This is a genomic window from Streptodolium elevatio, assembly GCF_053592165.1.
Genome location: NZ_JBSFVE010000003.1, coordinates 192,791 through 215,875 on the forward strand (window position 1 = coordinate 192,791; position 23,085 = coordinate 215,875).

Annotated in this window: 18 protein-coding genes; 7 read left to right on the forward strand and 11 right to left on the reverse strand. The window is 73.2% G+C overall.

What is annotated here, in order from left to right; all coding sequences use genetic code 11:
• Positions 1-60: 60 nt before the first annotated feature.
• The 6 genes from ACWD12_RS08440 to ACWD12_RS08465 all read right to left on the reverse strand — a co-directional run bounded on the left by ACWD12_RS08440 (position 61) and on the right by ACWD12_RS08465 (position 7,914).
• Positions 61-990 (reverse strand): proline dehydrogenase family protein, encoded by a 930-nt coding sequence (locus tag ACWD12_RS08440; protein WP_450098887.1) that lies wholly within the window; start codon positions 988-990, stop codon positions 61-63.
• Positions 991-1,127: 137 nt separating this feature from the next.
• On the reverse strand, positions 1,128-2,981 hold the full coding sequence (locus ACWD12_RS08445; RefSeq protein ID WP_450098888.1) for a TIGR03767 family metallophosphoesterase: 1,854 nt from the start codon (positions 2,979-2,981) through the stop codon (positions 1,128-1,130).
• Between the two features lie 276 nt (positions 2,982-3,257).
• Positions 3,258-5,111 carry a dihydroxy-acid dehydratase gene (gene ilvD, locus ACWD12_RS08450; RefSeq protein WP_358350075.1) on the reverse strand — a complete coding sequence of 618 codons (1,854 nt, stop codon included), beginning with the start codon at positions 5,109-5,111 and terminating at the stop codon, positions 3,258-3,260.
• Positions 5,112-5,292: 181 nt separating this feature from the next.
• Positions 5,293-5,946: a TetR/AcrR family transcriptional regulator gene (locus ACWD12_RS08455; protein WP_450098889.1), complete on the reverse strand. Its 654-nt coding sequence runs from the start codon at positions 5,944-5,946 to the stop codon at positions 5,293-5,295.
• Entirely contained in the window at positions 5,936-6,754 is an 819-nt protein-coding gene (locus tag ACWD12_RS08460) for a sugar phosphate isomerase/epimerase family protein (protein WP_358350245.1), read from the reverse strand. The genes ACWD12_RS08455 and ACWD12_RS08460 overlap by 11 nt, the downstream gene beginning before the upstream one ends.
• Positions 6,755-6,981: 227 nt before the next feature.
• The gene (locus ACWD12_RS08465; RefSeq protein WP_358350081.1) at positions 6,982-7,914 is read right to left on the reverse strand and encodes a Ppx/GppA phosphatase family protein; all 933 of its coding nucleotides are present in this window, start codon (positions 7,912-7,914) and stop codon (positions 6,982-6,984) included.
• 365 nt (positions 7,915-8,279) lie between these two features.
• Between ACWD12_RS08465 and ACWD12_RS08470 the strand changes: the two genes are divergently transcribed.
• Positions 8,280-9,035 (forward strand): hypothetical protein, encoded by a 756-nt coding sequence (locus ACWD12_RS08470; protein WP_450098890.1) that lies wholly within the window; start codon positions 8,280-8,282, stop codon positions 9,033-9,035.
• Between the two features lie 81 nt (positions 9,036-9,116).
• Here the strand turns inward: ACWD12_RS08470 and ACWD12_RS08475 are convergent, their stop codons facing one another.
• Together ACWD12_RS08475 and ACWD12_RS08480 are read right to left on the reverse strand one after the other, a co-directional pair.
• A complete protein-coding gene (locus ACWD12_RS08475; protein ID WP_450098891.1) occupies positions 9,117-10,814 on the reverse strand; it encodes a BACON domain-containing protein in 1,698 nt (565 codons plus the stop codon).
• 234 nt (positions 10,815-11,048) lie between these two features.
• The gene (locus tag ACWD12_RS08480; protein WP_450098892.1) at positions 11,049-12,716 is read right to left on the reverse strand and encodes a BACON domain-containing protein; all 1,668 of its coding nucleotides are present in this window, start codon (positions 12,714-12,716) and stop codon (positions 11,049-11,051) included.
• Between the two features lie 221 nt (positions 12,717-12,937).
• Between ACWD12_RS08480 and radA the strand changes: the two genes are divergently transcribed.
• Both radA and disA read left to right on the forward strand, forming a co-directional pair.
• A complete protein-coding gene (radA, locus tag ACWD12_RS08485; RefSeq protein ID WP_358350092.1) occupies positions 12,938-14,317 on the forward strand; it encodes a DNA repair protein RadA in 1,380 nt (459 codons plus the stop codon).
• 107 nt (positions 14,318-14,424) lie between these two features.
• The gene (gene disA / locus ACWD12_RS08490; RefSeq protein WP_358350095.1) at positions 14,425-15,531 is read left to right on the forward strand and encodes a DNA integrity scanning diadenylate cyclase DisA; all 1,107 of its coding nucleotides are present in this window, start codon (positions 14,425-14,427) and stop codon (positions 15,529-15,531) included.
• 60 nt (positions 15,532-15,591) lie between these two features.
• Here the strand turns inward: disA and ACWD12_RS08495 are convergent, their stop codons facing one another.
• Entirely contained in the window at positions 15,592-16,449 is an 858-nt protein-coding gene (locus tag ACWD12_RS08495) for a hypothetical protein (RefSeq protein WP_358350098.1), read from the reverse strand.
• 182 nt (positions 16,450-16,631) lie between these two features.
• Here ACWD12_RS08495 and ACWD12_RS08500 point away from each other — a divergent pair, with 182 nt between their 5' ends.
• The 3 genes from ACWD12_RS08500 (at position 16,632) to ACWD12_RS08510 (ending at position 19,351) form a co-directional block, all read left to right on the forward strand.
• The gene (locus ACWD12_RS08500) at positions 16,632-17,522 is read left to right on the forward strand and encodes an A/G-specific adenine glycosylase (RefSeq protein ID WP_450098893.1); all 891 of its coding nucleotides are present in this window, start codon (positions 16,632-16,634) and stop codon (positions 17,520-17,522) included.
• Between the two features lie 162 nt (positions 17,523-17,684).
• Positions 17,685-18,611: a sterol desaturase family protein gene (locus tag ACWD12_RS08505; RefSeq protein WP_450098894.1), complete on the forward strand. Its 927-nt coding sequence runs from the start codon at positions 17,685-17,687 to the stop codon at positions 18,609-18,611.
• Positions 18,608-19,351, forward strand: coding sequence for a lysoplasmalogenase (locus ACWD12_RS08510; RefSeq protein ID WP_450098895.1), 744 nt, complete (start codon positions 18,608-18,610; stop codon positions 19,349-19,351). Before ACWD12_RS08505 ends, ACWD12_RS08510 begins: the two co-directional genes overlap by 4 nt.
• 41 nt (positions 19,352-19,392) lie before the next feature.
• Here the strand turns inward: ACWD12_RS08510 and ACWD12_RS08515 are convergent, their stop codons facing one another.
• Together ACWD12_RS08515 and ACWD12_RS08520 are read right to left on the reverse strand one after the other, a co-directional pair.
• The gene (locus ACWD12_RS08515) at positions 19,393-19,773 is read right to left on the reverse strand and encodes a tetratricopeptide repeat protein (RefSeq protein ID WP_358350107.1); all 381 of its coding nucleotides are present in this window, start codon (positions 19,771-19,773) and stop codon (positions 19,393-19,395) included.
• A gap of 149 nt (positions 19,774-19,922) precedes the next feature.
• A complete protein-coding gene (locus tag ACWD12_RS08520; protein WP_450098896.1) occupies positions 19,923-20,762 on the reverse strand; it encodes a TetR/AcrR family transcriptional regulator in 840 nt (279 codons plus the stop codon).
• Between the two features lie 111 nt (positions 20,763-20,873).
• On the opposite strand from ACWD12_RS08520, the gene ACWD12_RS08525 reads away from it, so the two are divergent.
• On the forward strand, positions 20,874-23,033 hold the full coding sequence (locus ACWD12_RS08525; RefSeq protein WP_450098897.1) for an MMPL family transporter: 2,160 nt from the start codon (positions 20,874-20,876) through the stop codon (positions 23,031-23,033).
• The last annotated feature ends 52 nt before the right edge of the window (positions 23,034-23,085 follow it).

The window sequence follows — 23,085 nt, forward strand, 5'->3', positions numbered from 1 at the left end:
GTCTCTCCGAATCCCGGTCCGCGTGCTTGTCCACGCGACCGCGCGCCTCCGCCGACCGGGCTATCCCCGGCCGGCGAGGGAGCGCAGGAAGAACGTCATGTTGGCGGGCCGCTCGGCCAGACGGCGCATGAGATACCCGTACCACTGGTCACCGTACGGCACGTACACGCGCACTCTTTCGCCCTGGGCGGCCAGGCGGGTCTGCTCACCGGGCCGGACGCCGTACAGCATCTGGTACTCGTAGGTGCCCGGTTCGCGGCGGTTGCGGGCGGCGAGCATGCCGGTCAATTCGATGATGCGGGGGTCGTGGGTGGCGACCATGGGGTAGCCGCCGCCCGCCATCAGGACCTTGAGGCAGCGCACGTAGTTGCGGTCCACGTCGGCGCGGTGGGTGTAGGCGTCGGAGGCGGGCTCGTCGTACGCGCCCTTGCACAGACGCACGCGCGATCCCGTGCCCGCGAGGTCCCGACAGTCGCCCTCGGTGCGCCGCAGGTACGCCTGGAGCACCGCCCCGACCCACGGGTAGTCCGCCCGCAGTTCGCGCAGCGCCGCCAGGGTCGCATCGGTGGTCGCGTGGTCTTCCATGTCGAGTGTGACGGTCGTGCCGCACGTCTTGGCCGCCTCGCAGATGGCGCGCGCGTGGTCGAGCGCGATGGCCTCGCCGTCGCCGGGCAGGTAGCGGCCGATGGCCGACAGTTTCACGGACACCTCGGCGTGGCCCGCGAGTCCGGCGTCGTCGAGGCGGCCGAGGAGGGTGACGTACGCGTCGCGCGTCGCCCGTGCGCGCGCCGGGTCGAGGGTGTCCTCGCCGAGGTGGTCGATGCTGGCGTACAGGCCTTGCGCGGCCAAGTGCTCGGTCACGCGCACCGCGTCGAACGTACGCTCGCCCGCGACGAACCGGTGGACGAGGGAGCGCGTGACGGGAGCGGTCTCGACGAGGCTCTTGACCTTGTCGCTCCGGGACGCGGAAAGCAGGACCTGGCGCAGCACGGGACCTCGCTTCGGGACGGCGCCGGACGGGCGGCGCCTCGCAACGGCGTGGGGACGCGGTCGGCCGGTGCGGCCTCCCACGTCCCCACAGTAAGTCCGAATGCGTCCGATTTGCCGGATCCGTTCGGGTCCTGGTGTCAGCTCCTGACCCAGGCCGGCGCCGCCAGCAGCAGCTCGACGTTGCGGTCCGACGCCTTGCCGCGCTTGCCGTCCTCGGCCGGGTCCTTGCGCTCGCGCTCCTGCCAGTCGTTGGCGGCCAGCTCACGGGACAGCGAGGCCAACGCCAGCGGGTCGTCGATGCGGCGGGCCAGGTCGGCCGGGGCGGCGCTGTCGACGATCGTGCCGAAGACCGACAGCGTGCCGTCGCCGTTGTCGGCGATCTCGACGATGCGCGCCTGCTGCGGCCAGTCGATGTGCGCGGCCGTGTTGACCTCCCAGAACCCGCCCGGCGCCGGGCTGCCGGCCGCCCGCGCGTGGGGGCGCACGGTGTTGCGGTGCGAGTGGCCGTTCACCCACGCGACGACGTTCGGGAAGCGCTTGAGCAGTTCGACCACCTTCGGGCCGAGCACGCGGTCGGGGCCGTTGGCGTTGTCCATCGACGTGGACGTGTGGTGGCTGAAGACCACGAACAGCTTGTCCTGGACCGGGTTCTGCACCTCCTTGCCCTGCTCGTCGAGGTAGCGCGAGCTGTTGGCCTTGAGCTGGCCCTCCAGCCACGCGTACTGCGCCGCGTCGAGCGACCCCTCGGAGCCGCCGTTGGTGTTGACGGTGTCGAGCGTGATGCAGCGCACGCGGTCGTGGTCCACGGCGTAGTACGCGGTGCCCGCGCTGACGTTCTCCTGCGTGAAGCCGTGCCCCTCGGGCTTTCCGGCCGTGCGGAAGTGCTCCTTGACCGCCTCGGTGCGCGTGACCGGGCGCCGGTCCGGGTCGGCGGCGACCGGGCGCGACGGACCGGACAGCAGCGTCTGCACGGCCTGCTGGTTGCCGCCCTGCACCTGGACCAGGAGCCCCACGAGGTTGACGCCCGGCGCAAGGCCGGTCACCTTGCGGTCGCCGACCGCGGCCTTCATGATCGCCTCGCCGGGCAGCAGGTTCCCCTGCGCGAGGCCGTCGTGGTTGCCGTACGCGCTGTACCAGGGCGTCTTGAGGCCGGTGGCCTTGAAGGGCTTGCGGGCGGCGTCTAGCAGGCCCGGCACGGTCGGGAAGCCGTACTTGGCACGCGCGACGTCGTCGGCGGCGCCGGGCGGGGTGCCGTCGGGGTGCCAGTAGCGCTCGTCGTAGGCGATGTGGTCCGCGACGCCCTCGTACTTGTTCAGGTCGCCGGAGTCCGGGCGGACGTCCTTGCCGCCGTCCAGCACATCGATGTACCAGCGCAGTTCGTTGTACTGAACGTTGTCGGTGTTGTCGCCGGTGACGATCGTGAAGGCGACCGGAGCGCCGGTCACCGGGCCCTTCTCGATCTTGTTCACCGCCCGCACCATCGCCTCGGCGACCTGCGCCGACAGCATCTCCTGTGCGCGGTACGCCCCCTCGACCGGCAGCAGCGCCGCGAACGGCTCGCCGGGGTCGCGGTTCCGGTCCAGGAACTCCACCCGCGCGGGCGACTGGCAGTCGAGGATGTGCAGGTCGCTGAGCTGCGTGAACGCGATGACCGGCTTGCGCGTCGCGGCACGCGCCTTGACCGCGGCCTCTCCCGCCGCGTCGGGCGCGACCAGGTCGCCGCGCAGGACGTACGGCTCGCCCGGCCCCTCGACGACCTTGCGGTAGCCGCCCGCACCCTCCGGGCCGAGCACGAGGGTGCGCTCGACGGTGGTGGCCCATCCGTTGGGCTCGACTGGCGGGCCGGCGGGCTGCTGCGAGCCGGGAGTGCCGTCCTTCGGCGGGTCCTTCTTGTCGTCGTCGTCCGAGCAGCCGGTGAGCGCTGCGCCGCCGCCCACGGCCGCGGCTCCCACCGCGGTGTACCGCAGGACTTCCCGCCGACTCACACCCATGGCGCGGCCTCCCCTGATGTTGTTGCGACATGCCCGGTCGACATGACGGCTCGACAAGCTGCACGCACAACCGGCCGGTGACCAGTGCGTGATTACCGGCGGGTTTTGCTCCGACAGTTCTACCCGGTGCGGCGGCGCAGGGTCAGGGCACCCAGCGCAACTGCGGCCACAACGCAACCCGCGCGCGGCGACGGCCCTGCACGCCTACTCCTCCGACCACAACGCGGCGGCCCCGCTTCCTCCGGGGAGGGGCGGGGCCATGGCGTGGTGGTCGGGTCAGTCGAGCAGGGAGACGTCGCGGACGGCGCCCTTGTCGGCGGAGGTGGCCATCGCGGCGTAGGCCTTGAGGGCCGTGCTGACCTCGCGGTCGCGGTTCACCGGACGGTACTTGCCGAGGGTGGCGAGCAGCTTCTCGCGGCGGGCGTCCAGCTCGGCGTCGGAGACGTCGAGGGAGATCGAGCGGTTCGGGATGTCGATGGAGATGGTGTCGCCGTCCTCGACCAGGGCGATCACCCCGCCGGCCGCCGCCTCCGGGGAGACGTGGCCGATGGACAGGCCCGAAGTGCCGCCGGAGAAGCGGCCGTCGGTGATCAGCGCGCACTTGGCGCCGAGACCGCGGCCCTTCAGGAAGGACGTCGGGTAGAGCATCTCCTGCATGCCGGGGCCGCCCTTGGGGCCCTCGTAGCGGACGACGACCACGTCGCCCTCCTTGACCCGCTTGGTGAGGATCGCCTCGACGGCGTCCTCCTGCGACTCGACGACGACCGCCGGGCCGGAGAAGGTCCAGATGGACTCGTCGACGCCCGCGGTCTTCACGACGCAGCCGTCCACGGCCAGGTTGCCGACCAGGATGCCCAGGCCGCCGTCCTTGCTGTACGCGTGCGCGGCGTCGCGGATGCAGCCCTTCTCGACGTCGAGATCCAGCGTCTCCCAGCGTGCGGACTGGCTGAACGCGGTGGCCGAGCGCACGCAGCCGGGGGCGGCGTGGAACAGCTCGACGGCCTCGGGCGACGGCGAACCGCCGCGCACGTCCCACGTCTTGAGCCACTCGGCGAGCGAGTCGGCGTGCACCGCGTGCACGTTCTCGTGCAGCAGGCCCGCCCGCTGCAACTCGCCCAGCAGCGCCGGGACGCCGCCGGCGCGGTGCACGTCCTCGACGTGGTACGGCGCGTTGTTGGGGGCGACCTTGGCCAGGCACGGCACGCGGCGCGACAGGGCGTCGATGTCGCCCATGTCGAAGTCGACCTCGCCCTCCTGCGCGGCGGCCAGCAGGTGCAGGATCGTGTTGGTCGAGCCGCCCATCGCGATGTCGAGCGCCATGGCGTTCTCGAACGCGTCACGGGTGGCGATGCTGCGCGGCAGGACGGTCTCGTCGTCCTGGTCGTAGTAGCGCTTGCACAGCTCGACCGCGGTGGCGCCGGCCTGCTCGTACAGCGCCTTGCGGGCGGTGTGCGTGGCGAGCACCGAGCCGTTGCCGGGCAGGCCCAGGCCCATGGCCTCGACCAGGAAGTTCATCGAGTTCGCGGTGAACATGCCCGCGCAGGAGCCGCAGGTCGGACACGCGGCTTCCTCGATGCGCTCCAGGTCCTCGTCGGAGACGGCGTCGGACGCGGAGTCGGAGATCGCGGTGATCAGGTCGAGGTGCGCGCGGACCGTGCCGTCGACCATGACGGCCTTGCCGGCCTCCATCGGGCCGCCGGACACGAACACGGTCGGGATGTTGAGCCGCATGGCGGCCATCAGCATGCCCGGGGTGATCTTGTCGCAGTTGGAGACGGCCACGAAGGCGTCCGCCTGGTGCGCGTTGACCATGTACTCGACGGCATCGGCGATCAGCTCGCGCGACGGCAGCGAGTAGAGCATGCCGCTGTGGCCCATCGCGATGCCGTCGTCGACGGCGATCGTGTTGAACTCGCGCGGAATGCCGCCCGCGGCCTTGATCGCCTCGGACACGATGCGGCCGACGGGGGCGAGGTGGGTGTGGCCCGGTACGAACTCGGTGAAGCTGTTCGCGACCGCGATGATCGGCTTCCCGAAGTCCTCGCGCTCGACGCCCGCGGCGCGCAGCAGCGCGCGGGCGCCCGCCATGTTGCGGCCGTGGGTGACCGTCCGAGACCTCAGTTGCGGCACTGGGCACACCCTCTCGCTCGTAGTCCTGGTCGACGGCACGCCCGGGGACCGTGGGGCCGGGCTTCCGACGACTGCGGTACTCCGAGCTTACGTCCGTGCCGCGAAGGCTGTGGGGGACGTCCAGGATGCGACCATGACGCGGCCGGGACGCGGTCGTGGCGCGGCGGGCCCGCGAGGGCGGTCAGTCCCCGCAGAGGTAGCGCTGGAGGGTCGGGCCGACCGACGCCACGAGGGTGTCGACGTCGGTGCTCGCGACCGGCTCCATGCACAGGACGTACCGCGTGAAGGCGAGCCCCATCAGCTGCGCGCCGCACAGGTTCGCGCGCAGGAGGGCGTCGGGGGCGTCCAGCTCGCGGGCCAGCCGGCGGACCAGCTCGGTGGTCATGAAGTCGCTGATCACGCCGGCCGCGGCATCGCCCGACAGGACCGTGCGCAGCAGCGCGAGCAGGCGCGGCTGGATCTCCGGGTCCTCCCACAGGGCGAAGAAGTAGCGCGCCAGGCGCTCGCCCATCTCGTCCGGTCCCCCGGCAAGCACGTCCGGCACCAGGCTGTCCGGGTCGAACGGCAGGTTCAGGGCCGCAACGAACACGCTCTCCTTGGGGCCGAAGTAGTGGTGCACGAGGGCGGGGTCGACGCCCGCGGTACGGGCGATGCCGCGTACCGAGGTGCCCGCGTAGCCCGCCCGGGCGAACTCGGACCGTGCGGCGTCGAGGATCAGGCGCCGGGTGTCGGCCGCACCACTGCGGCGGCCCGCCGGGCGGCCGGGGCCGCGACGGCGCGGGAAGCCGTCCGGCTCGGCGGCGTCGCCCGGCCCGCCGGGCAGGTCACCGGCCATATCCGGGGACCTCGGCAGGCGCCGCGAGGTGCAGGCGCGTGAAGGCGAGCGCCTCGGCGAGGTCCGCCTCACGTTCCGCGCGCGAGGTGATGCGGCGCGTGTTGACCTCCAGCACGACCGTGCCGGCGAACGACTGCCGGGCCAGCCGCTCCAGCAGCTCGGCACACGGCTGCGTGCCGCGGCCGGGGATGAGGTGCTCGTCCTTGATCGAGCCGCTGCCGTCGGCGAGGTGCACGTGTCCGAGGCGGCGGTCCATCTTGGCGGCCAGCGCCATGGCGTCGACGCGCGAGGTGGCGGTGTGCGACAGGTCGAGGGTGAAGTGCCGGAAGTCCTCATCGGTGGGATCCCAGTCGGGCGCGTACGCGGCGACCTCCTTGTCCCGGTACCGCCACGGGTACATGTTCTCCACCGCGAACATCACGTCGGTCTCGTCGGCCATGCGGTGGATGCCACGGACGAAGTCCCGGGCGTACCCGCGCTGCCAGCGGAACGGCGGGTGCACGACGACGGTCCGCGCGCCGAGGCGCTCCGCCGCGACACGGGCGCGCACGAGCTTGTCCCAGGGGTCGGTGCCCCACACGCGCTGGGTGATCAGCAGGCACGGCGCGTGCACCGCGAGCACCGGGACGCCGTGGTGGTCGGAGAGCCGCCGCAGGGCCTCTATGTCCTGGCTGACGGGGTCGGTCCAGACCATGACCTCGACGCCGTCGTAGCCCAGCCGCGCCGCCATCTCGAAGGCGTCGGCGGTCGTGTCGGGGTAGACGGACGCGGTGGACAGGGCGATCTTGGCGTCCGGGACACGCAGGATGGCGTCCGGTACGCGCGCTTCCGTGGCGGGCACGGCCGCGACCGTCGGCACCGCGAGCCCGTTGGCTGGGCGGTGCGCGTAGTGATCGAGGGGATCCCTGGGGTCGGCCACGTCGCCAAGAGTAGAACGCGTGAACGGCGTCGGGACCCCCTACGCGCACGTTCGGCGCGCGCTGACCTGGAACGTCCCGTTCCGCCCGGGGCTGCGGAGCCCCCGGAACCGGTCCCTCAGTGGCCCGCCATCCAGTCCAGCCGCCGCAGGATGATGCCCTCCCGCAGCGCCCAAGGGCAGATCTCCAACTGCTGCACGTTGAGCAGGTCCAGCGCGGCGTCGGCGACGACGGCGCCCGCCACCAGTTGCGAGGCCCGGCCCTCGGAGACGCCGGGGAGCGCGGCGCGCTCGTCCGAGGTCATCGCCGCCAGACGCGGCAGCCACTCGGCCAGCGAGGCCCGGGTCAGCACGCGCTTGATGTACGGCCCCTCGCTCGACGCCGGAGCCCCCGCGATCCGGGCGAGCTGCTTGAAGGTCTTGGAGGTGGCCACGACGTGGTCGGGACGGCCCAGCCTGGCGAACTCGGCCACGGTGCGGGCGATTTCGGTGCGGACGTGCTTGCGCAGCACGCGTACCTCGTCGGCTCCGGGCGGGTCGCCGTGCAGCCACGCGCGGGTCAGGCGCCCGGCGCCGAGCGGCAGCGAGACGGCGGCGTCCGGCTCCTCGTCTATCCCGGCGGCGACCTCCAGCGAGCCGCCCCCGATGTCGAGGACCAGAAGGCGGCCGGAGGACCAGCCGAACCAGCGGCGTACCGCGAGGAAGGTGAGCCGGGCCTCGTCGGCGCCGGTCAGCACCTGAAGGTCGACGCCGGTCTCGCGGCGGACCCGGGCGAGCACGTCCTCACCGTTGGGCGCCTCGCGCAGCGCGGACGTCGCGAACGGCAGCAGGTCCTCGACGCCCTTGTCCTCGGCCACTTCCAGCGCGTCCGCGACGGTCTCGACCAGGCGCTCCACCCCCGGCTCCCCGAGGTGGCCGTCCGGCTCCAGGAGCTCGGCGAGCCGCAGATCGGTCTTGTGGGAGTACGCCGGGAGCGGCCGGGCGCCCGGATGGGCGTCGACCACGAGCAAGTGGACTGTGTTGGAGCCCACGTCGAGTACACCGAGTCGCATGTTCGACGCCAGGACCTCTCGTTCGGATCTTGCCGGGTGGGTCGCGTCGCGCCGGGCCCCGGCGGCCCGTTCTGCGTGCGTGCGAAGGCAACGCGCAGGGCCGCAGCTCGGCACCGATCGTACTCGCCCGGCCTTGCGGAGCCGGAGTGTATGGGGGCAGAGCATGTGGTCGGGGGCGTACGGGCGGGGTGCGCCGGATGCGCAACCCGGGGGCGCGTGCGAGGACCGGGCGGGCGCGGTGGGCTCGGGATCGGCGGCAGTGGGCCGCGCCCGCCGGCGGCGCGGGCCCGCCGGCGCGACGACGCGTCGGCCCGCTCCCGGTGAGGTGGCGAAGAGAGCGACGGACACACGTCTACGCTTGGCCCGTGCCCGAAGTAAGTCTGGATTTCCCCCGAGCCTGGTTCGAGTTCTCCGACCCCGCACCGCGCGAGGATCCGGAGGACGCCGAGCAGGTGTTCCGCTGCGACCTCACCTGGCTGACGTCGCGCTGGACCTGCGTGTTCGGCAGCGGTTGCCAGGGCATCGTCGCGGGCCGGGCCGCCGACGGCTGCTGCACGCTCGGCGCGCACTGGTCGGACGACGACGACGAGAAGCGCGTCATGGAGTGGGTCGACCGGCTCACCCCCGAGACATGGCAGCACCACGCGACCGGCACCGCCGACGGCGTGACCGAGCCCGACGAGGACGACGAGCCGCGCACGCGCCGCGTGGACGGCGCCTGCCTGTTCCTCAACCGCCCCGGCTTCGCGGGCGGCGAGGGCTGCGCGTTGCACGCGCAGGCGCTGCGCGAGGGGCGGCATCCGCTGGAGGCCAAGCCCGACGTGTGCTGGCAGCTTCCGATCCGGCGCACCTTCGACTGGGTGGACCGCCCGGACGACACGCGCGTGCTGCTGGTCGGCATCGGCGAGTACGACCGGCGCGGCTGGGGCCCGGGCGGGCACGACCTGCACTGGTGGTGCACCGGGGCGACCGAGGCCCACGTGGGCGGGGACCCGGTCTACGTGTCGTACGCGCCGGAGCTGCGCGAGCTGATGGGCGACCCGGCGTACGAGGAGCTGGCGAAGGCGTGCGAGGCGCACATGGCGTCGCGGTACGCATCGCACCCGGCGGACCCCGCCTGACGTCCCGCGGGCTTCGCGGCCGGGACCCGAGCCGGGTTTCCGGCCCGGCTCGGCCCGGCGCCGCGCCGGTGGGCCCGGAACTCAGCGCCGCGCGGACGCGGTGGCCGACGCCGTCGGTGACGCCGTAGGACCGGGCGTGCCGGAGCCGCTGGGCTTCGGGGACGTGGACGGCTCCCCGCCCGGGTCGGTGCTGCCCTCGATCGTCACCTGCGAACTCCCCGGCTGGATCCGGATGTTCGCGGTCCACGAACCGCTGGGTGCCTTCGCCGAGTCGACGGTGACCGTCAAGGTCGCGGTCTCGCCCGGAGCGAGGGTGCCCGAGGTGCGGCTCAGCCGGAGCCAGGCCGCCGCCGTCTCCGCCGTCCAATCGACCGGGACGGGGCCGGTGTTGCGCAACGTGACGACCGTGCTGTCGCGGTCGTGCGCCACCTCGACGCGAGGCGGCGTCGGGGCCTGCTCGGGCCCGCCGCCGGTCGGGGCGGGCCGGTCGCCGACCGCCGGGGGCGGCGCGACCGGTTGCGGAGCCACCGGCCCGGCCGCGGCCGGGCCCGGCACCGCCGGGGACTGCACTGCCTGCACACCCGACCTGCCGCCGGGCTGCGGCGCGGCCGGCGGCGCCACCGACGACGGGAGGGGGCGGTTCGCCGGACTGCCGAGCTGCCCCTGCCGGGTGCTCCCGGCCCCCGTGGGCTCGCGTGTCGCCTCGTCGCCGTACGCCGGTCCGACCGTCGTGACGCGCGCCGCAGAAATGGTCGTGGCCCGCACCTTCGTGTCGTCGTTGCGGTGCACGGCCTGCCACAGCGCGAAGGCGGGCACCGCCGCGATGATGACGAGCACGGCCGCCGCGACCGCGGTCATGCGGCGGCGCCCCGGCCGCCCGCGCCCCGCCCGGGAACGGAAGACGGGGAAGCCCGCCCGGTCGAACTCCGCGACCCTGCGCGTCAGTTCGGCAGGACGATGGGCCGACCGGCCACGACCGACGTCGCCGAGCACCTGAGTACGCAGTTCGTCGGGCGGCGTGATCGTGGGCAGCGGGTGCGGGTCCGCGGCGGCGCCGACGATGGGCACCAGGCGTGCGGCGGCAAGGCGCACGTGCGGGCGGCAGCGGCGGCAGGCGTCGACGTGGTCCACCAGGCGGTCGCGTACTCCCGGGCTCGCGACGTCGGCGGCGAGGCCGGGGCCGTCGGGACAGCTCACGGCGGCGCCCGCGCCCTCGAGCGCGGCGCGTGTACGGTCCACCTCGCGCCCGGCGTGCAGGAGCGTGCGCCGGGCGTGGTCCTCTTCCCAGCCGAGCACCGCCGCGAGCCCGCGGGGCTCCAGGCCGTGCCGCACGGACAGTTCCAGCGCCTCGCGGTGCTCCGCGTCCAGACCGACCGACTCGGGCCAGGCGAGCAGCGCGAGTTCGGACCGCTCGCGCGCGGCGCGGCGGCCCTGGACCGGGATCACGCCGGGCGCGGACAAGTCGGCGGGGTCGGGCTCGGGCGCCGGGACGGGCAGCGCGACGGGGCCGCCGCCGTCGAGGCGCACCAGGCATTCGTAGCGGGCCAAAGCGTACAGCCACGGCTTGAGCAGGCCGAGGTCCGGCAGGCGCCCGATGTGGCGGTCGGCGAGGACGAAGCTGCTGCGCAGCGCGGACGAGGCGGCGGAGTGGTCGCGCAACACCGACAGGCAGTACGTGTAGAGCCCCTCCGCATATGCGTCGTAGGCCGCCCGTCCCCAAGACTGTGCTGCGTGGGGCGTCGCCGCAGGGGCCGCTCCCGTCGTCACCGATTCCGTCACACGGGCGAACGTAGGCGGCGCACACCCCGGAACTCAGGTGAATTGCACTTTCATACGTCTTTCGGGATCGATAATCACACTTCCGAGTGAATCGGCGTCACTGGTGCCGCGTATCGGGTCAAGTCGGACCGTTCTCCCCCGCGCGTCCGCCTGACGCACGCCCGCCGCACGCCCCGATATCCGTCCGGCTGTCCCCCTGTGGCTTCTGTGCGCGCCCTCCCCGCGCGCCCGCGGCTACCTGCCGGGCCCCGTGACGGTGACCGTCTGGCCCCCGGGCCCGACCGTGAGGACCGCGGTGGCCGTACGCCCCGCCGGCGCCTTGCTCCGGTCCCACGACACGGTGACCGAGACGGTGCCGCCGGACCGCAGCGTTCCGGACGTCCGCGAGACCGTCACCCAGGGCGCCGACACGCCGAGCGACCAGGTCACCTGTCCGCCGATAGCGGAAAGGCGCAGCGTCCCGGACGAATTGCCCGAGGTGAACGCGAGGGCCGGGGTGAGCACGACCACCTGCGGCCCTCCGGATCCGGGTCCGCCGTCGTCGTCCGCACCGGCGATCCTGGCCCCGCCCTGACTGTCCCCTTGGCCGGTCCCCTGGCCGTTCCCCGGCCCGCCGCCCGGGCCGTTCTGCGGCCCGTTGCCGGTGCCCTTGGGGCCGCCCGAGGGCGGAGTCCGCGTACCGGAGGCGCCCGGCGTGCGCGATGCGGTCGTCGAAGGCTTCCCGGCCGACGAAGCGGAGGTGCTCGGTGCGGCGGCCGAGGTCGGCGCCTCGACCGCGGCGCCCGGAACCCCCGCGCCGGCGATGCCGGGCTCGGGTATCGCCCCGGGTATCGACGGCGGTGCCGAGACCAGCGCGACGGGCGTGTTGCCCTGGTCGCCCGAGTCGGCCGAACCGTCCGAGGCGACCAGGGCGACGATCATGAGCAGCCCCGCCGCGGCGGCGACCGCGGCCGTCGCGAGCGGCGCGCGCTTGCGTCGGCGCGTACGCGGGAACCCGTCACGCCCGGCACGCACGGCGCGCGCGACCACCAGCCCGTGCCCGTGCGCGCCGCGCGCGCCCTGGGCCGAGGTGCGCAGCAGCGCCGCACGTACCGCGAGCGGCGCCGGGCGCGCGGGCCCGGTGGCCACGAGCGCGTCCAGGACATCGGGGTCGCCCGCCGCCAGTTCGGGCCGGAACGGCGTGCAGGACGCGCACGAGTCGATGTGCAGCACGGCCGGCACCCGCAGGCCGGGCTCGACCGGTTCGGGCAGCGTCGCGCCCGACACCACGCCGGTCGGCAGCAGCACCGCGAGCTCGGCGCACTCCTGGTCCGGGTGCACGCACACGGCATGTACGCGCAGGCACGCCGCGAACTGCTCGCGCCCGCGGTCCACCAGCTGCTCCGCCCGGCGCTCCGACACGCCCAGCACGCGGGCCAGTTCGGCGGGTGCCAGGCGGTGCCGGACGGACAGTTCCAGCGCTTCGCGCTCGAGCGCGTCGACGCCGGCCAGCGCGACGGGGACCAGCGGGAGGAGCCGGGCGCGGTCGCGTACCGCCCCCAGGACCACCACGTTGGGCCGCCAGACCGGACCGGAATCCGCCGCCGGCGACGCCGTGCGGGTGCCGTGCGGCCGTGCTCCCCCGTGCCGCACGCACTCGCTCCGGGCGACCGCGTACATCAGTGCGCGTAGTTGCGCCTCGTCGTTCAGCCCGGCCGCCCGCGAGCGGACGACCACCACTGTGTCGTGCACGATTTCCCCGGCCACGCGTTCGTCGCCGGTCATCGTGCGGCAGTACGCGAACAGGCCGTCCGCGTACACGTCATAGAGCTCCGCGACGCCCTCGGGCGTCCCCTTCTCGTGGCCGCGCGCAAGCGCAACGGCAAGCCCGGCCCCCACGACCGGCGCTCCCCCACCATGCATGAGGCCACACCGTACGCACGCACGGACCGCGCCACTACGGTTTTGGCGGACGACCACCCGATTCCAGTCTTCCTGTCACAATCCCTTGACTCTTCCGCGACCCTGCGCGCGCCTTCCGCGCCCCGAAATGCGGGCGTTTCGCGCGATCCGGGTGGTGCGCGCCGTCGGCGCCGGACCGTGTCGGGGACGCGGTGTCGGTGCGGGGGGCTACCGTGCCGCACATGGCCAAGACCACGTCGTCCGCCAAGGCGCGACCCTCGTACCGCTGTACCGAGTGCGGGTGGACCACGCCCAAGTGGTTGGGCCGCTGCCCCGAGTGCCAGGCCTGGGGCACGGTCGAGGAGTTCGGCGCGCAGTCGAAGCTCCGTACCGTCACCGCGGGGCCCGTCACCTCGCCCGCGCTGCCGATCGGGCGCATCGACGTCGAGGCGGCCCGTTTCCACACGACCGGGGTCGACGAACTCGACCGGGTGCTCGGCGGGGGCGTGGTGCCGGGCGCGGTGATCCTCCTCGCCGGCGAGCCCGGGGTCGGCAAGTCCACGCTGCTGCTGGACGTCGCAAGCTCGTTCGCCACCCCGGGGGCCCCGACGCTCTACATCACCGGCGAGGAGTCCGCGTCGCAGGTACGGCTGCGGGCGGGACGCATCGGCGCGCTCAACGAGCACCTGTACCTCGCCGCCGAGACGGACCTGTCGGCGCTGCTCGGGCACGTCGACGCGGTCAAGCCCGCGCTGCTGGTGGTCGACTCGGTGCAGACGATCGCGTCACCGGAGATCGACGGCGCGCCGGGCGGCGTGTCGCAGGTGCGGGAGGTCGCGGGCGGGCTGATCCGGATCGCGAAGGAACGCGGCATCGCCACGATCATCGTCGGGCACGTCACAAAGGACGGCTCGATCGCCGGCCCGCGGCTGCTCGAACACCTCGTCGACGTCGTGCTGCACTTCGAGGGCGACCGGCACGCCCGGCTGCGGCTGGTCCGCGCGATCAAGAACCGGTACGGAACGGCCGACGAGGTCGGCTGCTTCGAGCTCCACGACGAGGGCATCAAGGGCCTGGCCGACCCGAGCGGGCTGTTCCTGACGCAGCGCAAGGAGCCGGTCGCCGGCACCTGCGTGACGGTCACGCTGGAGGGCAAGCGCCCGCTGGTCGCCGAGGTGCAGGCGCTCGTGGCGCCGTCCCAGATCCCCACGCCGCGCCGGGCGACCTCGGGCCTGGACTCGGCGCGCATGTCGATGGTCCTGGCCGTGCTGGAGCGGCGCGGCGGCGTACGGCTGGACAAGACGGAGATCTACACCGCGACAGTCGGGGGCGTACGCCTGACCGAGCCCGCCGCCGACCTGGCCGCCGCGCTGGCCCTCGCGGGGGCGGCGGCCGACCATCCGCTGCCCGCCAAACTGGTCGCGATCGGCGAGGTCGGGCTCGCCGGCGAGGTGCGCCGGGTGACCGGCGTGCAGCGGCGGCTCGCGGAGGCGCACCGGCTCGGATTCACGCACGCGCTGGTGCCCCCGGACCCCGGAAAGGTGCCCGACGGCATGCGCGTCACGGAAGTGGCGGACATCTCCGAGGCGCTGCGCGCATTCTCCCTTGTGTCTCACCGGTAGACTTTTCCACCGATCTTTCTCAGCGGCGGCAGGGCAGGCGCCCGGGGCACCCTCCGGACGATGCCCGGCCGCCGCAGCCGGGGACGGCAACGACCACGGGGAGTTCTGTGGCAACGAACGACCGGACCGACAAGGGCGCGACCGACCAGGCCCTGGTACGGGCTTCGCTGATGGCCGTGGCGCCGGGCACGGCCCTGCGCGACGGCCTGGAACGCATCCTGCGCGGGAACACCGGCGGCCTGATCGTCCTCGGCTTCGACAAGACGGTCGAATCGCTGTGCACCGGCGGGTTCGTGCTGGACGTCGAGTTCTCCGCGACCCGGCTGCGCGAGCTGTGCAAGCTGGACGGCGCCCTGGTGGTCGACAAGGACTTCACCAAGATCGTGCGGGCCGGCGTGCAGCTGGTGCCCGACCCGTCGATCCCCACCGAGGAGACGGGCACCCGGCACCGCACGGCCGAGCGCGTCAACAAGCAGACCGGGTACCCGGTCGTCTCGGTGAGCCAGTCGATGCGCCTGATCGCGCTGTACGTGAACGGCCGCCGCTACGTCCTGGAGGACTCGGCGGCCATCCTGTCCCGGGCCAACCAGGCGCTGGCGACCCTGGAGCGCTACAAGCTCCGGCTCGACGAGGTGGCGGGCACGCTCTCCGCACTGGAGATCGAGGACCTGGTCACGGTCCGCGACGTGTGCGCGGTCTCCCAGCGGTTGGAGATGGTGCGTCTGATCGCCCGTGAGATCGACGGGTACGTCACGGAGTTGGGCACCGACGGCCGCCTGCTCTCGCTGCAGCTCGAGGAGTTGATCGCGGGTGTCGAGCCGGACCGCTCGCTGGTGTCGCGCGACTACATCCCGGAGCGCGCGCTCAAGCGGGGGCGTACCGAGACGGACGTCCTCGACGAGCTCGACGGCCTGACCCACACCGACCTGCTGGACCTGCCGACGGTGGCCCGGGCGCTCGGCTTCACCTCCAGCGCCGAGGTCCTCGACTCGGCGGTCAGTCCGCGCGGCTACCGCCTGCTCGCCAAGGTGCCGCGCCTGCCACCGGTGGTCATCGAGCGGCTGGTGGAGCACTTCGGCGGCCTGCAGAAGCTGCTGGCGGCCAGCGTCGACGACCTCCAGGCGGTGGACGGCGTCGGCGAGGCCCGGGCCCGCAGCGTCCGCGAGGGCCTGTCGCGCCTCGCGGAGTCCTCGATCCTGGAGCGGTACGTCTGACCCGACCCGCAACGTGAGAACGCCCCCACCGGCTCCGGTGGGGGCGTTCTCACGTCGTGCCTACTGCGTGACGAGCCACTTGAACGGCTGGCTGGCCCACTGCATGCCCGCGACCTTGCCGGTCGCGGCGAAGAGCGCGCCGGGCGGCGGGGTGTTCAGGGTCGGCGGGGTGCCGCTGCAGCGTGCGGGGTCGCTGCGGGTCCAGTTCCAGGTCCAGGTGCGGCTGACCGACTTGCCGGGCTGGATCTGGGTGATCTCCGGGGTGCCGGGGGCGCAGTCGGCGGGCGACCAGATGCGGTCGCTGCCGGAGCGGACCTCGACGGTGGCGGCGCGCTGCGACATGTCGACGGCGCAGGTCTCCGAGCCGGTGTTGCGGACCTCCAGGGTCAGCTTCACCTGCTCGCCGACCCGGAACTTGGTGTCCTGCGGGCGGTCTCCGGTCACCACCAGGTTCGCGTTGCCGGGGAACTGGCAGGCCAGTATGCCGTTCACCGTCGAACCGGGCGGGTTGCCGGCGCCGGGCTGCTGGCCGGGCGGCGGGGCCTGGCTCGTGCCCGGGGTGGCACCGGGGGCGGTACCGCCGTTGGCCGCGCCGGGACTTCCGCTCGCACCGGGGTTGCCGCCGGTACCGGGGGCGGTCCCGCCGGTGGGGCCGGTCGCGCCGGGGGAACCGGTGGCCTGGCCGCCCGTGGCCGTGCCGTCGGTCGGGCCGGGCCCGATCGGCGCCGGCGAACCGGAGCCCGTGGGCGCGGTGCTCTCGGCGGAGGTGTTCTTCTTGTCGTCGCCGTCCCCGCCCCCGGCGGTGCACGCCCACGCCACGAGCGCGATCAGAACGGCGAGGCCGACCAACACGATCGCCCGTCGGCGCCAGTACACGGACGGGGGAAGGTGGCCAACAGGGCGGGTCACAGATTCCACTTGGCAACTCTATGTGTCGCGGTTACGCCGTCTGGCGCAGCCGCGCCGGTTCCGACGTGGGATTTTGGATGTTGAGACGACTTCGCGAGGACGCTTTCCGGCAAACCCCCGCAAGCCTCCCGGGTGTTGCCGGGTTCCCTCGTACGAGTGACCGCCCGGAACGTGGGAGGATCGGTCCCGTCATGCCGCACGCACTCAACGACCCGGTGATCGCCTGGTACGCGGAACACGCCCGCGATCTGCCGTGGCGCACCCCCGACGCCTCCGCATGGGCCGTCATGGTCAGCGAATTCATGCTCCAGCAAACGCCCGTCAGCCGCGTCCTGCCGATGTACGAGGCATGGCTGACCCGTTGGCCCACCCCGACCGCGCTCGCCGACGACGAGCCGGGCGAGGCCGTACGCGCGTGGGGCCGGCTCGGCTACCCGCGCCGCGCGCTGCGCCTGCACGGCGCCGCGACCGCGATCCGCGACCGCCACAAGGGCGAGGTCCCGGACGACCACGAGAAGTTGCTCGCGCTGCCGGGCGTCGGCGAGTACACCGCCGCCGCGGTGGCGTCCTTCGCGTTCCGGCAGCGGCACGCGGTGCTCGACACCAACGTGCGCCGGGTGCTCGCCCGCACGGTCGACGGCACCGAGTACCCGCCGCAGTCCACCACGGCCGCCGAACGCCGGACCGCGACCGACGCCATGCCGCTCGCCGACGAGACCGCCGCGACCTGGGCGGTGGCCGTCATGGAGCTGGGCGCCCTCGTCTGCACCGCGCGTACTCCGCGCTGCGCCGACTGCCCGGTGGCGGCCATGTGCGCGTGGCGCCTGGCCGGGAAGCCGGCGTACGCCGGTCCGCCGCGCCGGGGCCAGACGTACGCCGGGACCGACCGCCAGGTGCGCGGCAAGCTCCTCGCCGTCCTGCGTGAGGCACACGGGCCGGTCCCGCGGGCCCGGCTGGACGCGGTGTGGGACGAACCGGTCCAGCGCGCCCGCGCGCTGGACGGCCTGGTCGCCGACGGCCTGGTGGAACCGGTGGCGGACGGCGTATACCGCCTCCCCACGGGCGCGCCCGTTTCGTCCTGACCGGCCGCCCTCGGCGGCCATGCCCGGTGCGCCCCACCTGAGTTCGCGACGGTAGAGCCGACAAGGTGCCCCACGGCGTCCGAGACGGCCCAACCTACCCGCGGTAACACGTCTCGGCCGACGGTCTTCCCTCGTACCCTACCCGCGAGTAATCTCCGATTCATGGACCTCACGACGTATGCGATACCGGCCTTTGTGCTGCTGCTCGCCGTGGAGATCCTGGCGTACCGCTTCACCCCCGACGACGACCGCCGGGGGTACGAGACGAAGGACACCGCGACCAGCCTCTCGATGGGCATCGGCAGCATCGCCGCCAATCTGGGCTGGGGCCTGCTGGCGATCCTCGTCTGGTCGGCGGCCTTCGAGGCGACGCCGCTCGACGTGCCCGGCACGTGGTGGGGCTGGGCGCTGGCCGTGCTCGCGGTGGACTTCTTCTACTACTGGGAGCATCGCGCGATGCACGAGATCCGCCTGCTGTGGGCGAGTCACGTCGTGCACCACTCCAGCCGCCACTACAACCTCTCGACCGCGCTGCGGCAGAGCTGGACGGGCGCGCACCACCTGGTGTTCATGGCGCCGGTCGCGCTGCTGGGGTTCGAGCCCGCGATGGTGTTCGCGGCGTACTCGGTGAACCTGATCTACCAGTTCTGGATCCACACCGAGCGGATCGGCAGGCTGTGGCGGCCGGTCGAGTACGTGCTCAACACACCGTCGCACCACCGCGTGCACCACGGGTCCAACCGCCAGTACCTGGACCGCAATTACGGGGGGATCCTGATCGTCTGGGACCGGTTGTTCCGCTCGTTCGAACCGGAGCGCGAGAAGGTCGACTACGGGCTGACCAAGAACATCTCGACGTACAACCCGCTGCGGGTGGCGTTCCACGAGTACTGGGCGATCGGCCACGACGTGCGGCACGCGGCCTCGTGGCGCGAGCGGTTCGGGCGCGTGCTGCGCGGTCCGGGGTGGCGCCCGGCGGCCGACCGGGGCCCGGAACCGGAGTCACCGCTGTCCGGCGCGCCGGTACCGGGTGGTACGCAGGCGTCGTTGCCCGGTGCGTCGCAGGCGTCCGCGGGGGTCGTCGCGTGAAGTTGGCCCGGGTGTTCCGGCGGATCGGTCCCAAGGGGCTGGTGGCGGCGTACCTCGCGGTCGGCGTGGTCGACTCGGTGCTCGCCGCGGCGGACGTGGGGGCGGTGCGCTGGGCGACGAAGCCGCTGCTGATGCCGCTGCTCGCGGCGTACGTCGTGGCCTCGGCCCGGCGCGGCGCCGACCTGCGGCTGCCGCTGATCGCGCTGGCCGGCGGGTTCGTCGGCGACGTGGGACTGCTGCCGGACCGCGAGGCGCTGTTCATGGTGGGCATGGCCGGGTTCGCGGTGGGACACGTCGCGTACATCCGGGCGTTCGACCGGGCCGGCGCGCGGGCGCGGCTCGCGGCGAAGCCGTGGGTGCCCGTCGCGTACGGCGCGGCGTGGGCGGCCACGATCGCCGTGCTGTGGGGCGGACTGGACGACCTGCTCGTGCCGGTGCTCGGCTACAGCCTGCTGCTCACCGCGATGGCGGTCTTCGCGGCCGGACTCGACGGGCGGACGGCGCTGGGCGGGGCGTTGTTCCTGCTGTCCGACACGCTCATCGCCTTCGGGATCGCCGACGTCGACGCGTTCCCCGGGCAGGACGGGCTGGTCATGCCGCTCTACGTGGCAGCGCAATTGCTGTTGACGACGTCGTGGGCGCGGTGGCCGTTCGGGAGCCGGGAGAACGGCACGGACGGCGTCCCGCGCCACGGCACAGGACGCGCGACGGCGGCGGACCAGGGGTCCGCCGCCGTGTGATCCACCGCAGGTCAGCCGCTACGCCGACCGCGCGCGGCCGCTCAGTCCTCGTGCGGCGCCGGCATGTAGCGCCATGCCGCCGTGACGTACTCGGGCTCGGGACACATCGCCGCGGCCAGCCGGAAGTACGGCCCCGCCTCGGCCCCGCGCCCCGCGCGCTCCAGCGTGCGCCCGAGCGCGTGCAGCGCCCACGCGTCACGCGGGTCCAGCTCGATGACGCGCCGCAGCGTGGCCTCCGCGTGGCGCAGCTGCGCCGATCCGAAGTACGCGCGGGCGGCCAGGAGTTGCACGGACAGGTTGTCCTGCTCGGCCTCGAGGGACGGCTCGATCAGCTTGAGGGCGCCGAGAGGGTCGCGGGCGTCGACGAGTTCCTGCGCCCAACGGTAGTTCTCCACGGTCATGCCGGACATCTGCGTCGTCACGTTCGCTCCTTTCAGCGCACCCGGGCCGGACGGCCCTCCCAAGGTGTTCGGGACACGGGCGTCAACCGAATCGCGGCCGGTTCTGTTCCGCAACGGATTTGTGCCCTCGGGCGCGCGGAACTTGCGTACGCGGGTCGGGTGCACGCAGGTCAGGCGTACGGCGACTTGATGTCGCGCCCCACCTGCCCCCGCGGCACGATGCCGTGGAACGCCACGTCGAACGACCGCTCGATCGCCGCGTCCTGCGCCTCCTGCGGCAGCTCGGCGAGGTTGGTGTCGATCAGCAGCATCGCGATGCCGTGGACCGAGCCCCACAGCGCGATGTCCATGTACGGCCTCCGCTCGGCGGCGAGCACGCCCTCCGCGACGAGCGTGTCCAGGGCGTCGGCCATCGTCATGTACGACTCGTCGCCTTCCTTGGCCGGCGAGGCGTCCTCGGCGGCCAGCGCGAGCGCGGTCCGGCCGGCGTTCTTGCTCTTCCGGAAAATGAGCCGGAACAGGCCCGGTTCGGCGACCGCGAAGCGCACGTAGCCCGCCCCGGCCGCGGCGATGCGGCGCAGGGCCTCGTCGACGGGGTCCGGGCTGGGCGGCTTCGCCTCCAGTTCGGCGCGGACGCGTCCGGCCATCAGCCGGGTCGCCTCGTGCTTGACCGCATCGACCAGGTCGCCGTGGTTCTCGAAGTGCCGGTACGCGGCGGTCGACGAGACCCCGGTGGCCCGGGCCACCTCGCGCAGCACGAGCGCGTCGGGATCGCCGGAGCGCACGAGCTCCATGCCCGCCTCGACGAGGGCGTTGCGCAGGTCGCCGTGGTGGTACGCGCGGCGCGTGCCACGCGGCGCCGCGGTACGCCCCACCCTGTCGACGCCCTCGCCGACCGCCTTGTCGGCTGCCGTGTCGACCGGCTTGCCGACGGCCCCGCCCGCGCTCTGGCCCACGCCCTGGTCCGTGTCCCGCTCGTCCGCCCGATCCGCCCGATCCCGTGGGGTCACTCCTACCGCCTCCGAACTTGATCTCCTCCCCCATGTTGACAGCGACAACATTGGATGCCAAGTTATCAGTGCAAACAATGTTGACGGCATAAACATCCCGGATGGTGGGCCATGCTCGAACGCATCGGCAAGATCGCCGCACACCGCGCACGTACTGTCCTCGTCACCTCCCTGCTCCTCCTGATCGCCGCCGCGGTCGCCGGGTTCGGCGCCTTCGGCGTGCTGAAGGGCGAGGGCTTCGACGACCCGGCCTCCGAGTCGTACAAGGCCGACCAGCTCATCGAGCAGACGTTCGGCCAGTCACCGAGCCTCGTCGTGGAGGTACGGGCCCGAGGCCAGTCCGTCGACGACCCGGCCGTGGTCGACGCCGGCCGGCGCCTGACCACGGCACTCGGCGGCGCCGAGGACTTCAAGGGGGCCATCTCCTACTGGTCGACCGGCGCTCCCGCACTCAAGTCCGAGGACGGCACCAAGGCCCTCGTCATCGCACAGACCGACGAGGACGTCTCCGAACTGCCCCAGTCGGTGCGCGACGCGATCGCCGCCGACCTCGCCCCCGACGGCACCATCTCGGTCCGGCTGGGCGGCGGCGCGGCACTCGGCCCCGAGGTCAACGCGCAGGTCGGCAAGAGCCTCGCGATAGCCGAGGCGATCGCCGTACCGATCACGCTCATCCTGCTCGTGCTGGCGTTCGGCAGCGTGGTCGCCGCGCTGGTGCCGCTGGCGATCGGGTTCGTGGCGATCCTGGGCACGTTCGGCGAGTTGTTCGTACTCGGCAGCATCACCGACGTGTCGATCTTCTCGATCAACCTGACCACCGCGCTGGGCCTCGGCCTGGCCATCGACTACGGCCTGCTGATCGTCGCCCGGCACCGCGAACTGCTCGCGGGGGGCGCCACCGTCGAGGAAGCCGTCGTCCGCACCGTGCAGACGGCGGGCCGCACCATCGTCTTCTCGGCCGCGACCGTCGCCGCCGCCCTCGCGGTGCTGCTCGTCTTCCCGATGTACTTCCTGAGGTCCTTCGCGTACGCGGGCATCGGCGTCGTCATCATCTCCGCCCTCGGCGCGCTCTTCATCGCCCCGGCCCTGCTGGCCGTCCTCGGCCCGCGCGTCGAGGCCGGGCGTATCCGCGGCATCAAGGGCGTGCAGGGCGCCGAGACGCCGTTCTGGTCCGGCCTGGCGGGCGGGGTCGCCAAGCGTCCCGTCCTCGCCGCGCTGCCGGTGCTGGCGGTGCTGCTGTTCGCCGCGTCGCCGCTGCTGGGCGTCAAGTTCGGCACGCCCGACGAGCGCGTGCTGCCCAAGGACAGCGCCATGCACCAGGTAGGCGACTCGCTGCGCGAGGACTACGCGAGCAACGAGGAGAACACCCTCGAGATCGTGATCACCGGCGCGGGCGCGAACGGCGGCGTGGCGGCGTACGCCACCGAGGTCTCCGCACTGCCCGGCGTCGCCCGCGTCGACACCGCCGCCGCGAGCTACGCGTCCGGCAACCCGGCCGGCGGGCGCCCCAACCCGGCGATGGCACGTCCCGACGCCCAGATGCTGGCCGTCGTGACCACGGTGGCACCGAAGTCGGACGCCGCACAGGACCTCGTCCGCGACATCCGCGCGGTCCCCGGGGCACCGGACACCCGCACCCTCGTCGGCGGCGACGACGCCCAACTCGTCGACACCAAGGACGCGATCGCCGACCGCATCCCGCTCGCCGCCGGGCTGATCGCGCTCACCACGTTCATCCTGCTCTTCCTGTTCACCGGGAGCATCGTGCAGCCGCTGCGCGCGCTGGTCCTGAACGGCCTGAGCATCGCGGCGGCGATGGGCGTCACCGTGTGGGTGTTCCAGGACGGCCACTTCGCGGACTTCCTGGGCTTCACCCCGATGCCGATGGACACCTCCATGACCGTGCTGCTCTTCTGCATCGCGTTCGGACTGTCCATGGACTACGAGGTGTTCGTGATCAGCCGCATCAAGGAACTGCACGACCAGGGCTACTCGGGCGAGGAGGCGGTCACCCACGGCCTGGCGCGCACCGGCCGCATCGTGAGCACCGCGGCCGTGCTCCTCGCGGTCACCTTCGTGGCCTTCATGACCAGCTCCGTCAGCTTCCTCCAACTGTTCGGCCTGGGCGCGGCGCTGGCGATCCTGATCGACGCCACGCTGGTCCGCGGCATCCTGGTGCCGGCCACGATGAAGCTGCTGGGCCCGGCGGCGTGGTACGCGCCCAAGGCCATGCGGCAGGTCCACGAGAAGGTCGGCGTCAGCGAAGGCTGACGGCCCGACCGGCAACGACTCCCGGTCGGCCGACCGGGACGGCCGGCCGGGG

What these genes read in the sequence shown, in the direction of transcription:
- ACWD12_RS08445 (WP_450098888.1), bottom strand. Translation starts at nt 2,981, where the DNA reads ATGGGTGTGAGTCGGCGGGAAGTCCTGCGGTACACCGCGGTGGGAGCC.
- ACWD12_RS08455 (WP_450098889.1), bottom strand. Translation starts at nt 5,946, where the DNA reads ATGGCCGGTGACCTGCCCGGCGGGCCGGGCGACGCCGCCGAGCCGGAC.
- ACWD12_RS08465 (WP_358350081.1), bottom strand. Translation starts at nt 7,914, where the DNA reads ATGCGACTCGGTGTACTCGACGTGGGCTCCAACACAGTCCACTTGCTC.
- ACWD12_RS08480 (WP_450098892.1), bottom strand. Translation starts at nt 12,716, where the DNA reads ATGCATGGTGGGGGAGCGCCGGTCGTGGGGGCCGGGCTTGCCGTTGCG.
- radA (WP_358350092.1), top strand. Translation starts at nt 12,938, where the DNA reads ATGGCCAAGACCACGTCGTCCGCCAAGGCGCGACCCTCGTACCGCTGT.
- ACWD12_RS08500 (WP_450098893.1), top strand. Translation starts at nt 16,632, where the DNA reads ATGCCGCACGCACTCAACGACCCGGTGATCGCCTGGTACGCGGAACAC.
- ACWD12_RS08505 (WP_450098894.1), top strand. Translation starts at nt 17,685, where the DNA reads ATGGACCTCACGACGTATGCGATACCGGCCTTTGTGCTGCTGCTCGCC.
- ACWD12_RS08525 (WP_450098897.1), top strand. Translation starts at nt 20,874, where the DNA reads ATGCTCGAACGCATCGGCAAGATCGCCGCACACCGCGCACGTACTGTC.